The organism is Nocardioides silvaticus (assembly GCF_003160695.1).
Classification (GTDB): Bacteria; Actinomycetota; Actinomycetes; order Propionibacteriales; family Nocardioidaceae; genus Nocardioides; species Nocardioides silvaticus.
Genome location: NZ_QGDD01000001.1, coordinates 793,039 through 806,363 on the forward strand (window position 1 = coordinate 793,039; position 13,325 = coordinate 806,363).

Consider the following 13,325-nt stretch of genomic DNA (forward strand, 5'->3'; position numbering starts at 1 on the left):
GCCATGAGGCGAGGCGGCATCCCGGTGACGGCCCTGTGCACGATGCTCGCGCTGGCCGCGGCCTGCTCCGGAGACCCGAGCAGCTCAGACGTGCCCGCGGACACCGCGGCGACGGAGGAGGCGGCTCCGACCTCCGTCGTGCCCGCGTCCCCCGGCACCGCCCCGCCGATCGGCTACACCACCTGGACCGACGGCCTCCAGGTCGGTCCGCCGCCAGCACTCGGGTACGTCATCGGGCACACCTACCACGCGCCCGGAGGCCGGGTGGTCGAGCTGCCGAGCGACCGGGGGATCACGTCGCTCGCGCGCCTCGGAGACGGCTTCCTCGTCACCGACGACCGCTACTTCGAGGGCACCATGGGCGTGCTCCTCCTGGACGCGGGCGGCAACCTGGTGCGCGAGCTGGGTACGGTCGCCGGCGCTCCCGTGCTCGACGATGACGGCTCGACGCTGCGGTGGATCACCTTCTCGCCGCTCGAGGTGTCACCGGCCGATCGCAGCCCGACGCGCCTCCACGTCGCGGACGTCGCGAGCGGCGAGATCCGGTCCCGCATCCTCCGCTTCGACGCTCGTGACCACGTGCCGGAGGCTCCCGCCGTGCCGGCGCCCCGTCAGCGACGGATACCGGTCCAGCTCCCCGTCCGCGGCCGGCCGGCGGCGCGAGCGTGGGAGGACCGCACCCACCTGCTGGTCGCGATCGTCCGGCCGCGCGCGGGACGGGCGGCCGTCGTCCGCCTCGACACCCGGACCCGCACCTGGTCGCTCGCGGTCGACTGGACGTCGATCGAGGGGTTCTTCGGCGTCACGTTCGCGACCTCACCGTGACGGCGGGGTCCGCGTGAGTCAGGGTCGCTCGGGCCGCGGCGGCTGCTCGCCGGGGAGGGTGTCGGCCTTGACCGCGTCCCGCTGGCCCAGCGGCCGGTCCTGTCCCACGGTCGTGTCGCGGGCGGTCTGCTGCTCCGCCTCGGCGTTGACCTCGGCACCGAGCAGCACGATGTACATCGTGAGCCACAGCCACAGCAGCAGGACGACCACGCCGGCAAGAGCGCCGTAGGTCTTGTTGTAGGAGCCGAAGTTGTCGACGTACAGCGAGAAGCCGAGGCTCGCCGCCAGCCAGACCACCGTCGCCACGGCGGCCCCCACCGACACCCACTTGAACTCGGGGTCGTCGCGGTCGGGCGCCACCCGGTAGAGCACGGCGAGCGCGACGGTCATCGCGGCAACGAGCCCCACCCAGCGCGCGGCCTCCAGCCCCCATCGCAACGGACCGCCTTCGGCGAGGTTGTCGAGGACGGCCGGCGCCACCGCGACCAGCGAGATCGTCACCACGACGAAGACGATCGCGGCGAGGGTCAGCAGGAGCGAGAGCCCCTTGCGCTTCACGAACCCGCGGGTCTCCTCCTCGTCGTAGGCGACGTTGATCGCCGAGAGGAGGTTGCCGACGCCGCCCGACGCGCTCCACAGCGCGAGCACCAGGCTGACCAAGAGGCCGAGCCCGAGGGAGCCCGACGACGTCGAGGTGATCGCCTCGAGCTGGGTCGTCAGCAGGCTCGCGGCGTCGGACGGGAGCGCGGCGGACAGGTCGTCGACCTGCCGCCGCACGTCCTCGGGGTCCCGCACCAGCCCGTAGAGCATCACGGCCGCGATCATCGCGGGGAAGAGCGCGAGGAAGGAGTAGAACGCCACCCCCGCCGCGAGCAGCGGGACCTGGTCGGACTTCGCCTCCGCCCAGGCCCGCTTGACGATCTGGAACCACCCCGCGCGCGGGATCTCCCGTGGGTCGTCTGCCTGCTCGCCGGGGAGCCGCTCTCGCGTCATCTGTGCCGTCATGCCGGAGCGGTACCCGTCCGTCCGCCCGCCAACGAGATCGGGACCCTAGGTCCCGGGGGTCTCGTCCTTGACCGTGGCGGCAGCCGAGCGGCCTTCGTCCTGGACGGTGCTCATGCTGTCCTGGGCGCTGGCCTTCACCTCCTGCGCCGCCTGGGTCGCGGTCTCCTTCAGCTGCTCGCCGACCTGCTGGCCGACGGCCTTGGCCTCGTCGACCACCCCGGAGTCCTTCACCGTCTCGGTGAGCATCTGGGCGGCCTGCGCCTCCTTCTGCGACGCCGGGATCATCGCGGAGACGATCATGCCGGCGCCGAACGCCACCAGCCCCGCAGCCAACGGCGAGCCCTGCGCCTGACGCCCGATCGTGTCGACGGCCGACTGCGCCGACCCGGCGACGGCGGAGGTCGCTCCGGATGCGGCGTCCTTCGCGGACCCGACCGCATCCTGCGCCGAGCCTCCCGCGCTGCTGGCCGAGCCCATCACCGACTCCTTGATCGACGACATCCGGCCGCGCACGGCCTCCTTGCGTCGCTCGACCACCCGGCTGGGGCTCACCTTGTCGTAGAGCGCGTCGACGTCGCGCGAGAGGTTCTCCCGCGTGTCGGCGATCCCCGTCGTCAGTTGTTCTTCAGCTGCTTGGCCCATGCTGCGTCCTCCTTCAGGGTCTGCTGGGTGGTCTCCAGCTTCGGGTTCATCGACTTCAGCTCCTTGCGTCCGACCATGGCCATCACGCCCGCCGCGGCCAGCCACAGGACCGTCACGATCAGGGCGGCGAGCGCCGCGTGCATCCACTCGTCGAGCAGGAACATCAACGTCAGCGACAGGAAGAGCAGGGCGAGGTGACCGGCGATGCCGGCTCCCCCGAACAGGCCCACGCCCTTGCCCGCCTTCGCGGCCTCGGCCTTGGCCTCGGTCTTGGCCAGCTCGACCTCCTGCTTGACGAGCGTGGTGAGGTCGTTGGCGATGTCGCCGACGAGCTCCCCCAGCGACCGACCGTCCGCGGACGTCTCGGTGCCGGCCGGCCCCGTCGCCGCTCCGCCGCCGGCGTACGTCGTACCGCCGGTCGCCTGCTCGGTCACAGCGTGCCTCCAGGGGTGGATCCGCCCTCCGGGTAGACCGGGGACTCTGCCGGCGCTCCGGTGCCGGACAGGGGTGTGTCGGCGGCCGTGCCACCAGACGCGGGGGGCGGAGGCGCGGAGTACATCCCGGGCTGGGTGGGCGTGGACTGCTGCTCCGGAGCGGGGCTGCTGCTGGCGCCGGACGGCGTGCTCGTCAGCGTGCTGGTCGGAGTGCTGGTCGGAGTGCTGGTCGACCCCGTGGTGGAGCCACCGCCGGCGTCCTTGGCGCCGCGGGCCACCCGCCCGGCGACGACGCCGGCCGCCAGTGCACCGAGCAAGAAGGTGCCCGGTCGCCGCCGCGCGAAGTCCCGGGCCCGGTCGAGCACCTCACTGGGCTCACGACCCTGCAGCTCGGAGGTGAACGCCTTCGCCTTGTCGCTGACCTGGGTCACCACGTCCTGGGCCAGGCCGCTGCCGGCGCCCTCACCGCGGGCCATCTTCTCGAGGTCGTCGGCGAAGCCCTGGAGCATGGTCACCAGGCTGTCGAGCTGGCTCCGCGACTGCTCCTCGATCTGCGAGCGAGCGTCGCTCATGAGGTTGCGGGCCTGCTCCTGTGCGTCGGCGGCGACGGACTGCGCCTCGGTCTTGGCGACGTCGGCGACGTGCTTGCCCTCGTCCGCGGCGGTCCCGGCAACCTGCTGTGCCTGGTCCTTGACCCCGCCCGCCCCTGCTGAGGTGGGGGCATCGGTCCCATAGTCATAAGTCGTCATTGATCGTCCTTCCGGTGAAGAGGCCTCCGCATTACCCCCGGTCCGACCGGTCACCCGCAACGGGCCGCGAATGGCGAAGAAAAGGCAAAGGGAACCGGCGTGTTCACGACTCGCTCCAGAACCGCGCGGGTACTGCCCCGTGGTGAGGCACCTGGGGGATCCGGAAGCACTGCTGCGCTCGCACGGGCTGCGGGTGACCCGCCCGCGGCTCGCGGTGATCGCGGTGCTGCTGCGGGCGCGGGCGGAGGAGGCCCACCTCACGGTCGCGGAGGTGGCCGAGCTGAGCCGCGAGATCCTCGGTCGGGTGTCGCCGCAGACGGTCTACGACTGCCTCGAGGCGATGACGGTCGCCGGTCTGGTCGACAGGGTCGACATCCCCGGTTCGCCGGCGCTCTTCGAGGTCCGGACCGGCGGCACGCACCAGCATCTCGTCTGCCGGCACTGCGGCGCCGTGCGCAACGTCCCCGATGCTGCTGCCGCCCTGCCGGATCCGCGGCCGGAGCTGGCTCCGGGGTCCCCGGTGGACCACATCGACATCGTCTACTGGGGCGACTGCGCCGCGTGCGCGGGACACGCCTGACGGAATTGCAACCATTCTCCGACCGATCGCGTCCTCCACCCGACACAGTTCCCCCTGGGACCAGCTCGACGAGAGACGAAGGAGGTCAGCCGATGGGCCGGAAGGACCGCGAAGCACAGCGGGACGCCGAGTTCACCGAGTACCTGGCCGTTCGGCAGCCGACCCTGCTGCGCACGGCGTACCTCCTCACCGGAGACCGGCACCAGGCGGAGGACGTCCTGCAGACGTCGCTCGCCAAGCTGTACCTGGCGTGGGACAAGGTCCACGATCGCGGCGCCGTCGATGCGTACGTCCGCCGGATCATGGTCAACGAGAACAACTCGCTGTGGCGCCGGGCGTGGAAGAAGCGCGAGTACGCCACGGACGAGGTCCCCGAGGGTGCCCCGCACCACGACGCCTACGACGACGGCACCAACGACCAGCTCTGGCAGGTGGTGCAGACGTTGCCGCCGAAGGCCAGGTCGGTCGTCGTGCTCCGGTACTACGAGCAGATGTCGGAGGCCGAGGTCGCCGACGCGCTCGGCATCTCCGTCGGCACCGTCAAGTCCCAGTGCAGCCGGGCCCTCTCCGCTCTCCGTGAGCGGGTGCCCGCCGAGCTCCACCCCCGCTACGGCGAGGAGTCCACGTCATGAACGACGCGAAGAACCCCACCCCCGACCCCACCGACCCCGACAACTCAGCATGGGAGGAAGCGATGAGCCGCGACTTCGACGCGCGCGTCCGCGACCTTCACGAGGCACCGCTGGACTTCGACTCCGTCAAGGGCAAGGCCCGCACGATCCGCCGCAACCGACGCGCCGCCGTCGCCGGCGGAGTGCTCGGTGTCGCCGCCGTGATCACCCCGATCGCCGTCGTCGTCGGCGGCAACGCCGACACCAACTCGGACAAGCCGGACTTCGCCAACCCGTCACCGACAGCCGCCGAGACGTCGGACCCGACGATCACGACGCCCGCCGACGTGGCGCCGGACTACGTCGTCCAGGGCGAGTGGCACCAGGCCGACGGTGACGAGATCGAGCTGCCGCGGAAGGACTACAGCGCCGCTGTCCTCTGGGACGGCCAGCTGGTGGCCACCTACTTCGGTGGCGAGGTCTTCTCCGTCGCCGACGTCATCGACGAGGACGGCGAGGTCGTCGACTCCTTCGACACCACTGCTCCCGTCGTGGTGAACGACTCCGGCACCACCATCGCCTGGGTGGGCACCGACGGACAGGTGATGACCCGCTGGGCCGACGACCAGGTCTCGTTGGGCGAGGTCGACCTCGACGCCTCTGGTGAGGGCATCGCGTACTCGGCCGCCGCGGTCACCGGCGGCCCGAGCTGCTACGAGGCCGAGGACGGCTGCATGGTCTACGTCGACTCGGGCGACGGCCAGCCGCAGGTCTTCGACTCCCACGGCGTCAACGACAACCCGGTGCCCGACGCCGTCGACTTCGGCGACGCGTCCGACACGGGCCTGGTGACCTACCGCGACGAGATCAACGACACCGGATCCTGCGGCGGCCTGATCGACCTCGGCCGGACGGACGCCACCCCGGTGTGGGAGGGCTGCGAGATCGAGGCCGGGCCGATCGCTCCGGACGGCCAGCACGTCATCGGCCTACCGGCGTACTACGACGGCCTCGGGCTCAGCGAGATCACGGTTCGCGACGCCCGAACCGGTGCGGAGACGGGTCGGTTCGCGCCCGAGGGCGGGTTCGTCGGCTCGTGGGCCTGGTCCACCGACGGCCGCGTCATCCTCGACGCCTACGACGGCGCCAACTGGCACCTCTTCGCCCTGAGCACCGACGGCGCGCTCGAGGAGATCGCCGAACAGGTGAAGGGTCCGGACTTCGACAGCCCGTTCACGATGGTCCAGCACTGACGAACGCTCACCCACCACGACGCCGGCCCGCCGCTCCCGCGGCGGGCCGGCGTTCGTCGTATCGAGAATTCCCCGTTTCTACGGGGGTTTCTGCAACCAATTCAGGTCTGCCCGCGTCCCCCTTGCAGATATCCACCAACCGACAGAGAAGAGCAAGACGATGACCGTCAAGCGTCCCTCCCGGATCGCCGTCGCAGCGGTGATCGCCCCCCTCGCGTTCCTCGCCGCCTGCGGCGACGACACCGGCAACGGCAGCAACGAGGCGGCGTCCGACCCGACGTCCGCGTCCTCGGAGCCGACCGACGCCACCAGCCCCGCGACCGAGATCGACCAGGCCGGCGACACCGACACCACGGCGCCGGCCGCCGGCATCGACTACCTGGCCGACGGCGTCTGGCACCAGGCCGACGGCGACGAGGTGGCCCTGCCGAAGAACGACCGCGCCTACGACTCCGCGGTCCTCTGGAACGACCAGCTGGTCGCCACCCGCTGGGACGGCGAGGTGTTCTCGATCGCCGACGTCTTCGACGCCGACGGCAAGCTCGTCGACAGCTTCGAGACCACCGCCCCCGTCGCGGTCAACGACACCGGCACGACGATCGCGTGGGTGGCCACGGACGGCGAGATCATGACGCGCTGGGCCGACGACCAGGTCTCGATCGGCAGCGTCACCCTTGCCGCCCCCGGCGAGACCATCGCCTACTCGGTCGCGGCCGTCACCGGCGGCCCGAACTGCTACGAGGCCGAGGACGGCTGCATCGTCTACCTCGACTCCGGCGTCGGCGACCCGCAGGCCTACGACTCCCACGGCATCGTCGACAACCCGATCTCCGGCGCCGTCGACTTCGGTGACGTCTCCGACGCGGGCCTCATCACCTACCGCGACAAGATCAACGACGACGGCTCGTGCGGCGGGCTGGACGACCTGTCCAAGGCGGACCGGAAGCCGGTGTGGGAGACCTGCGACTTCGAGGCCGGCCCGATCGCGCCCGACAACGCGCACATCATCGGCCTCCCGGCGTACTACGACGGCCTCGGCCTCACCGACATCACGGTCCGCGACGCCCGGACCGGCGAGGAGACCGGCCGGTTCGCCCCCGAGGGCGGCTTCATCGGCTCGTGGGCCTGGTCCACCGACGGCCGCGTCGTCCTCGACGCCTATGACGGCGCCAACTGGCACCTCTTCGCCCTGAGCACCGACGGCGCTCTCGAGGAGATCGCCGACCCGATCAAGGCCAAGGACTTCGACAGCCCCTTCACCCTGGTCCGCCACTGATCTCGCAGCGACGAGACAGGCCGGGCGGCGCCGACACGGCGCCGCCCGGCCTTCATGTCCTCGACCAGCCCCGCTCCGGTCGTCGCGTAGCGCCGAAATGGTCGTCGAGTAGCGCCGAGCGCTCTGCGCGAGGCGCGTATCGAGACGCCGCGAGCGGCCCTACGGCCGTCGGGCCTTGGGCGGTAGCCGCTACAGACGAACTGCATGGCTGGGCGCCGTCGTTGGTTGCGTGACTGTTCCCCCGAGCCCTGCGCCGGTGACGGGAGGCCTGAGGTACTCGCTGTGCTTGCGGCCGCGACCGGAAAGACGGGTGGTCACGGTCGGCGCGCGGCCGTCGGTCGTCGAGTAGCGCCGAGCGCTCTGCGCGAGGCGCGTATCGAGACGCCGCAAGCCGTCCTGCGGCCGTCGGGCCGCCAGTCCGCGGGCCGTTGAAGAAGAGGTTCGAGCCACCTGGCGTCCACAACCGGACCGCAGGGAACCCCCTGTCCACAGGCGTGTTCCGGCCGCTTCGAACTGTCGGTGGTCCCATGTTGAATAGGCCTCATGGAACTCGGGACCGCACCGCTCTTCGACCTCCCCGCCCCGCTGGGCGTCGAGGCCGTCGAGCCGGTCGCGCCCGCAGCGGAACCCGTGCCGCTGACCAGGTCCCAGGAGTTGCTCGCCGAGATCAGCGACCACCGCGCGGTCGTCGCCGAGCGGGAGATCGCCACCGTCCGTGCGATCGCCGAATGGGCGCTCGAGCACGTCGTCGACGACGAGGCCGACGCCGCCACCCTCACCGGACGGGGCCTGGACACCGGCCTCCCGCTGGCCGGCCCCGGCGCCCCCCTGATCAGCGACTTCGCCGTCATGGAGCTCAACGCCGTCCTCGGCCGCTCACTGGACTCCGGTCGCAACTACGTCGGCCAGGTCGTCGAGCTCTCCCACCTCCTCCCCCAACTGTGGCAACGGGCCCTCGACGGGCAGGTGCCGGTGTGGAAGGCCCTGAGGGTCGCCGATCACACCAGGTTGCTGTCCGAGGACGCCGCCGCCTATGTCGACCGGCAGCTCGCCATCAGCGCCCAGGGCTGCACCTGGCCCCAGGTCGACCGCCTCGTCGAAGAAGCCCTGGTCCGGTTCGACCCCGAAGCCGCCGAAGAACGACGCCGCCAGGCGCACGAGCACCGGCACGTGAACACCGGTCTAGACGCGGTCGGGTTCAACGGCACCGCGAACCTCTCCGCCACCCTGGATGCTGCTGACGCCCTCGACCTGGAGAACGCCATCAGCCGCCGCGCGAAGCTGCTGGGTCAGCTCGGCGACGAAGACAACCTGGATGTCCGCCGCTCCAAGGCACTCGGCGAAATAGCGCGGGAGGACCTGATGCTCGACCTGCACGTCGTCGACCCCAAGACCGGGGAGATCACCCGCACCGTCCCGGGACCGAAGACCGAGCTGGTGCTCCACCTGTCCGCCGACGACACGACCGTCGGCAGGTTCGGCAACACCCAGACCCCGATCTCACCGGAGCAGATCAAGACCTGGCTCGGCCTCTCCGGCACGACGGTCCTCGTCCGGCCCGTGGTCGACCTGGACGGGCACCAAGCGGTGGACTCCTACGAGACCCCCGACCGCCTCCGCCGTCAGGTCACCGAACGCGACCACCACTGCGTCTTCCCCCACTGCACGGTCTCGACAGGCTCGACCATCAGACCAGGACGCTGCGACCTCGACCACCTCGAATCCCATGCCGAGGGCGGCGTCACCTGTCCGTGCAACCTCGCCCCCTTGTGTCGAGGCCACCACCGAATGAAGACCGCCGGCCGAGCCGCCTACCGGATGCTCCACCCCGGCACCTACACCTGGACCCTCGACTCCGGCACCTACCTCGTCGACCCCACCGGCACCCACCCGCTCACCGGCACCTCCCCACCTGATCACTAGCCACCGAGCCCCGAACCCCGCCACCCGCGGGGCCATCGGCACGCCCTGATCGCCGAGACCGCGCGCCCCCGCCGAGGGCGCCCTCACGTCCGAGCGGACCGATGGCCTCGCGTTCTCGGCCGGGACGTGGTCCCGCTCGCAGCGGACCAACGCCTGGCAGGGTCGACCGGAAGCTCGTCGGTGACGACCTCGAGGAGGTCACCGGCAGAGTGTCGGTTGCCCCGGGTCGTGGCGGCCAGGAGTGCCTCCGCCCCCTGGGCCTCGTCGAAGGAGGCCGGGACGACCAAGAGGCAGTAGACGTCGCGGTTCGAGGTCGTCAGATAGATCACGTGGGTGTCGTCGCGTGGAAACATCCCGACCTTGACCGACCGGCCGGTCACGGCGACCCGCCGCGGCGCGTCGTCCCAGTCCGGGGGTGAATAGAGCCCTCTGACGACCCGTCCGTGCTCGGGAGGAAAGTGGTCGACGAGGTCGGCGAACTCTGTCGCGAGGTGGCGGCTGCGGGGCCACCATCCCCCGTCGAGCTGGTCGCGTCCGAGTCCAGCAGATCCCAGCGCGAGACGCACCGTGCTCACTGCGCCACGCCCGGCCGCTCGGTGCTGGCGAAGTCCATGCGTCGCCAGGTGCTGTGAGGGTCGCTGGCCTCGCTCAGAAGCTGCTCGGCGACGTCGGAGCGCGCGTGGCCCGGGATCATCAGCAGCCGGCAGCTCGACCTGTCGCTCAGGATGAGGATCAGTGTGCGGGTCAGGTGCCGGGCGGGCACCGCCGCCTCGCTCTGGTCCCAGTCGTCGTGCAGGAAGGCGTAGCTGACGATCGACGGCCGGTCTTCGGGCCAGCGCCCGACGAGGTCGCCGAGCTGGGTGGCCAGGTCCGCCCGGCTCGGCCACCAGCCGCCGCCGTACGGACGGTTCGTGTGCTTCGGCTGGAGGCGAAGGGCGGGCTGTGCGAGGGCGGCCATGATGGGCCTCTTCCCGGCGCCGTTGAACCGCTGCGCCTCAGGGCGCTGCTGGCGACGTCCGTGTCCTCGACGGTAGCACCGCGAGGTCCGGCCGCTACGGCGACCGGACGACGGCCTCGCGGATCGCCCGCCAGGCGAGCTCGCCGAGGGCCCGGTCGGCGTCCTCCGTGCCACCGCGCAGCATCTGCTGCCCGCCGGCGACGACGGTCTCGCCCGGGAGGAGGGTGCGGTGACCGGCGTCGGGGTGGGTCAGGACGTCGGTGGCGAGGCCGGCCGCCGCCCGGCGGTCGGCGACCACCCGGGCGAAGTCGACGGAGGGCCAGACCTGGTCGTCGCCACCGGCGACGAGGAGGACCGAGCCGCGGATCCGCTCGACCGGGATCGTGGCGTCGTCGACCACCACGGGCGCGGCCGCCGCCACGCTGCGGGCGTAGAAGGCGAGGAAGGCGGGCGGGTCGGAGGCGGGCACCCAGTCCTCGACGAACGGCAGGTACGGCAGTGGCTCGCCCTGCCAGGTCCAGTGGGACGTCCAGCGGTCGCCGTCGTGGCCGCCCCAGACGTAGGCCGACGGGGCGAAGGCGGCCACCGCGGCGACGCGGTGGTCGACTGCCGAGACGAGGAGCGAGGCCTCGGCGCCGAACGACGTCCCGACGAGCGCCAGTCGGTCGCACTCGGGAGCGAGGAGGTCGAGCGCGCCGACGAAGGTCTCGAGCGGCACGCCGTACGGCCCGGCCGGTTGCCCGGGCCCGCCGAACCACCGGATCGCGAGGACGGTCGCGCCGCCGTCGGCGAGCACTCGGGCACGGTCCACGTCGACCCGCCCGCTGGAGCCGGCCGCGAGCACCACGCCCGTCCCGGTCGGGCGGTCCGGGCGGACCAGCCGCCACTCCGGGTCGGGCAGGTCCATCCTCAGTCCGCGAGCACCGAGGTGACGGGGAGGCTGGAGTCCGCCGGCAGGTCGTACGACGACGGGGCGTGCCCGCGGGAGACGATCGACGAGCCGAGCGCCGCGACCATGGCGCCGTTGTCGGTGCAGAGTCCCGGGCGGGGCACGCGGACGCGGATGCCCAGCTTGGAGGCGCGTTCCTCGGCCAGGCTGCGCAGCCGGGAGTTCGCGGCGACGCCTCCGCCGATGAGCAGGTCCTCGATGCCCTCGGCCGCCGCGGCGTCGAGCGCCTTGCGGACGAGCACGTCACAGACGGCCTCCTGGAACGAGGCGGCCACGTCGGCGACCGGCACCGGCTCGCCGGAGCGCTCGCGCGCCTCGACCCACCGGGCCACTGCGGTCTTCAGGCCCGAGAAGGAGAAGTCGAACCGGTGCCGCTCGAGGTCGCGCCGGCTGGTGAGGCCGCGCGGGAAGTCGATCGCGACCGAGGAGCCGGACCGCGCCTCGCGGTCGATGTGCGGACCGCCGGGGAACGGCAGGCCGAGCAGTCGGGCGACCTTGTCGAACGCCTCCCCCGCGGCGTCGTCGATCGTCGAGCCGAGCGGGTCGATCGCGGAGGTGACGTCGGTGACGCGGAGCAGGCTCGAGTGCCCGCCGGACACCAGCAGGGCGAGGCACGGCTCGGGCAGCGGCCCGTGCTCGAGCTGGTCGACCGCGACGTGGGCGGCGAGGTGGTTGACGCCGTACAACGGCTTGCCGAGCGACAGCGCGAGCGACTTGGCGGCGGCCACACCGACCAGGAGCGCGCCCGCCAGCCCGGGGCCGCTCGTGACGGCGATCGCGTCGACGTCGTGGAGGGCGATGCCCGCGGTCTCGCAGGCCCGCTCGACCGTGGGGACCATCGCCTCGAGGTGCGCCCGGCTGGCGACCTCGGGCACCACTCCCCCGAACCGGGCGTGCTCGTCGACGCTGCTCGCGACCGCGTCGGCCAGCAGCGTGTGGCCGCGCACGACACCGACGCCGGTCTCGTCGCAAGAGGTCTCGATGCCGAGCACCAGCGGTTCGTCGACGGTCACGGGTCCATCCTCACAGACCGCTCGAGGACGACGGCGTCGGTGCCGTCGCGGTAGTAGCCCGGGCGGCGGGCGAGCTCGGCGAACCCCGCGCCGGTGTAGAACGCCAGCGCGCCGCCGTTGTCCTCGCGGACCTCGAGCAACAGCCGCGCCGCACCGCCGGCCGCGGCGTGCGCGTCGACGGCGGCGAGCAGCGCCGTCGCCACGCCGGTACGACGTGCGGCCGGTGCGGTGGCGATCCGCTGGAGCTCGGCGACGTCCTGCACGACGCTGACGACCGCGTAGCCGGCGAGGAGGAGGCCCTGCTCGGCGACGAAGTACTGCGTGGTCGGTAGTCGGCCACCGACCCCCTCCTCGACCAGCGCCTGCGACCACGCGTCGAGCGGGAGCGCGACCTGCTCGAGGTCCGCGATCGCGTCGGCGTCGCCCGGGTCGGCCGGGCGCACCCGGAGGGTCACGAGACCGGCTTCGGCGCCCGCGGGATCTCGGCGTCCGGCCGTCGCAGGTAGAGCGGCTCGGGGTCGAGCAGCTCGACTCGCTCCTCGGTCACGCAGCGCGCCAGCCAACCGGCCGACGGTCGCCGCGGTCCTCGGGCGTCCGGGAAGGCGTCGGGGTAGAGCGCAGCCCCCTCGCCGACGACCGGCCGGCCGGCGATCGAGTCGGCGACGTCAGCCGGACGCTGGACGTCCGGGCCGGAGACGCGCAGGCCGGCGTCGTCGTACGTCGCCAGGTAGACCTCGCGGCGTCGGGCGTCGCTGGCGACGACGAACGGCCCGGTGACCGTGCCGGAGTCGACCGCCTCGATCGCCAGCGCGTCGAGCGAGCAGACGCCGTAGACCGGCACCTCCAGCACGTAGGCCATTGTCCGGGCCGACACCAGACCGACCCGGAGCCCGGTGAACGGGCCTGGCCCGACGCCCACCGCGATCGCGGTCAGGTCGCGGGCGGTGATGGTCATCCGGCGGAGCACCTCGTCGACCAGCGGCGTCAGCTGTTCGCCGTGCCGCATGGTCTCGCTCGACGCCAGCTCGGCGACGACGTCCTCGCCGTCGTGCACAGCGACGGTCACGGTCGGGGACGACGTGTCGAAGGCGAGGAGCACGGGGCCGA

Annotated in this window: 16 protein-coding genes; 6 read left to right on the forward strand and 10 right to left on the reverse strand. The window is 72.2% G+C overall.

Features of this window, described 5'->3' with window-relative positions; genetic code table 11:
- The first annotated feature begins 3 nt into the window (after window positions 1-3).
- Entirely contained in the window at window positions 4-825 is an 822-nt protein-coding gene (locus DJ010_RS03565; RefSeq protein ID WP_146207249.1) for a hypothetical protein, read from the forward strand.
- Between the two features lie 18 nt (window positions 826-843).
- Here the strand turns inward: DJ010_RS03565 and DJ010_RS03570 are convergent, their stop codons facing one another.
- Genes DJ010_RS03570 through DJ010_RS03585 form a run of 4 tightly spaced genes read right to left on the reverse strand, consistent with a single transcriptional unit; the run spans window position 844 to window position 3,655 of the window.
- Window positions 844-1,830 (reverse strand): YihY/virulence factor BrkB family protein, encoded by a 987-nt coding sequence (locus DJ010_RS03570; RefSeq protein ID WP_109692213.1) that lies wholly within the window; start codon window positions 1,828-1,830, stop codon window positions 844-846.
- Between the two features lie 45 nt (window positions 1,831-1,875).
- Complete coding sequence (locus DJ010_RS03575) at window positions 1,876-2,472, reverse strand: DUF3618 domain-containing protein (protein ID WP_109692214.1); 597 nt, start codon at window positions 2,470-2,472, stop codon at window positions 1,876-1,878.
- Window positions 2,445-2,906: a phage holin family protein gene (locus DJ010_RS03580; RefSeq protein WP_109692215.1), complete on the reverse strand. Its 462-nt coding sequence runs from the start codon at window positions 2,904-2,906 to the stop codon at window positions 2,445-2,447. Before DJ010_RS03580 ends, DJ010_RS03575 begins: the two co-directional genes overlap by 28 nt.
- On the reverse strand, window positions 2,903-3,655 hold the full coding sequence (locus tag DJ010_RS03585; protein ID WP_109692216.1) for a hypothetical protein: 753 nt from the start codon (window positions 3,653-3,655) through the stop codon (window positions 2,903-2,905). Before DJ010_RS03585 ends, DJ010_RS03580 begins: the two co-directional genes overlap by 4 nt.
- Before the next feature lie 142 nt (window positions 3,656-3,797).
- On the opposite strand from DJ010_RS03585, the gene DJ010_RS03590 reads away from it, so the two are divergent.
- The 5 genes from DJ010_RS03590 to DJ010_RS03610 all read left to right on the forward strand — a co-directional run bounded on the left by DJ010_RS03590 (window position 3,798) and on the right by DJ010_RS03610 (window position 9,298).
- A complete protein-coding gene (locus DJ010_RS03590; protein WP_109692509.1) occupies window positions 3,798-4,235 on the forward strand; it encodes a Fur family transcriptional regulator in 438 nt (145 codons plus the stop codon).
- A 92-nt stretch (window positions 4,236-4,327) separates the two neighbouring features.
- The gene (locus DJ010_RS03595; RefSeq protein ID WP_109692217.1) at window positions 4,328-4,867 is read left to right on the forward strand and encodes a SigE family RNA polymerase sigma factor; all 540 of its coding nucleotides are present in this window, start codon (window positions 4,328-4,330) and stop codon (window positions 4,865-4,867) included.
- Complete coding sequence (locus DJ010_RS03600) at window positions 4,864-6,099, forward strand: hypothetical protein (RefSeq protein ID WP_109692218.1); 1,236 nt, start codon at window positions 4,864-4,866, stop codon at window positions 6,097-6,099. Before DJ010_RS03595 ends, DJ010_RS03600 begins: the two co-directional genes overlap by 4 nt.
- 160 nt (window positions 6,100-6,259) lie before the next feature.
- On the forward strand, window positions 6,260-7,375 hold the full coding sequence (locus DJ010_RS03605) for a hypothetical protein (protein WP_109692219.1): 1,116 nt from the start codon (window positions 6,260-6,262) through the stop codon (window positions 7,373-7,375).
- A 543-nt stretch (window positions 7,376-7,918) separates the two neighbouring features.
- On the forward strand, window positions 7,919-9,298 hold the full coding sequence (locus DJ010_RS03610) for an HNH endonuclease (protein ID WP_109692220.1): 1,380 nt from the start codon (window positions 7,919-7,921) through the stop codon (window positions 9,296-9,298).
- 83 nt (window positions 9,299-9,381) lie between these two features.
- Here DJ010_RS03610 and DJ010_RS22885 read toward each other — a convergent pair whose 3' ends face one another.
- The 6 genes from DJ010_RS22885 to tsaB form a co-directional block, all read right to left on the reverse strand.
- Window positions 9,382-9,873 (reverse strand): DUF5994 family protein, encoded by a 492-nt coding sequence (locus DJ010_RS22885; protein ID WP_109692221.1) that lies wholly within the window; start codon window positions 9,871-9,873, stop codon window positions 9,382-9,384.
- The gene (locus DJ010_RS03620; protein ID WP_109692222.1) at window positions 9,870-10,256 is read right to left on the reverse strand and encodes a DUF5994 family protein; all 387 of its coding nucleotides are present in this window, start codon (window positions 10,254-10,256) and stop codon (window positions 9,870-9,872) included. The genes DJ010_RS22885 and DJ010_RS03620 overlap by 4 nt, the downstream gene beginning before the upstream one ends.
- A gap of 94 nt (window positions 10,257-10,350) precedes the next feature.
- Complete coding sequence (locus DJ010_RS03625) at window positions 10,351-11,163, reverse strand: acyl-CoA thioester hydrolase/BAAT C-terminal domain-containing protein (RefSeq protein ID WP_109692223.1); 813 nt, start codon at window positions 11,161-11,163, stop codon at window positions 10,351-10,353.
- Between the two features lie 2 nt (window positions 11,164-11,165).
- The gene (gene tsaD / locus DJ010_RS03630; protein ID WP_109692224.1) at window positions 11,166-12,218 is read right to left on the reverse strand and encodes a tRNA (adenosine(37)-N6)-threonylcarbamoyltransferase complex transferase subunit TsaD; all 1,053 of its coding nucleotides are present in this window, start codon (window positions 12,216-12,218) and stop codon (window positions 11,166-11,168) included.
- Window positions 12,215-12,673 (reverse strand): ribosomal protein S18-alanine N-acetyltransferase, encoded by a 459-nt coding sequence (gene rimI, locus DJ010_RS03635; RefSeq protein WP_109692225.1) that lies wholly within the window; start codon window positions 12,671-12,673, stop codon window positions 12,215-12,217. The genes tsaD and rimI overlap by 4 nt, the downstream gene beginning before the upstream one ends.
- Window positions 12,670-13,317, reverse strand: a complete 648-nt coding sequence (gene tsaB, locus DJ010_RS03640) for a tRNA (adenosine(37)-N6)-threonylcarbamoyltransferase complex dimerization subunit type 1 TsaB (protein WP_109692226.1) — start codon at window positions 13,315-13,317, stop codon at window positions 12,670-12,672. The genes rimI and tsaB overlap by 4 nt, the downstream gene beginning before the upstream one ends.
- Window positions 13,318-13,325 lie beyond the last annotated feature (8 nt).

What these genes read in the sequence shown, in the direction of transcription:
- DJ010_RS03585 (WP_109692216.1), bottom strand. Translation starts at nt 3,655, where the DNA reads ATGACGACTTATGACTATGGGACCGATGCCCCCACCTCAGCAGGGGCG.
- DJ010_RS03595 (WP_109692217.1), top strand. Translation starts at nt 4,328, where the DNA reads ATGGGCCGGAAGGACCGCGAAGCACAGCGGGACGCCGAGTTCACCGAG.
- DJ010_RS03620 (WP_109692222.1), bottom strand. Translation starts at nt 10,256, where the DNA reads ATGGCCGCCCTCGCACAGCCCGCCCTTCGCCTCCAGCCGAAGCACACG.
- DJ010_RS03570 (WP_109692213.1), bottom strand. Translation starts at nt 1,830, where the DNA reads ATGACGGCACAGATGACGCGAGAGCGGCTCCCCGGCGAGCAGGCAGAC.
- DJ010_RS03600 (WP_109692218.1), top strand. Translation starts at nt 4,864, where the DNA reads ATGAACGACGCGAAGAACCCCACCCCCGACCCCACCGACCCCGACAAC.
- DJ010_RS03625 (WP_109692223.1), bottom strand. Translation starts at nt 11,163, where the DNA reads ATGGACCTGCCCGACCCGGAGTGGCGGCTGGTCCGCCCGGACCGCCCG.
- DJ010_RS03575 (WP_109692214.1), bottom strand. Translation starts at nt 2,472, where the DNA reads ATGGGCCAAGCAGCTGAAGAACAACTGACGACGGGGATCGCCGACACG.
- DJ010_RS03605 (WP_109692219.1), top strand. Translation starts at nt 6,260, where the DNA reads ATGACCGTCAAGCGTCCCTCCCGGATCGCCGTCGCAGCGGTGATCGCC.
- DJ010_RS03610 (WP_109692220.1), top strand. Translation starts at nt 7,919, where the DNA reads ATGGAACTCGGGACCGCACCGCTCTTCGACCTCCCCGCCCCGCTGGGC.
- DJ010_RS03565 (WP_146207249.1), top strand. Translation starts at nt 4, where the DNA reads ATGAGGCGAGGCGGCATCCCGGTGACGGCCCTGTGCACGATGCTCGCG.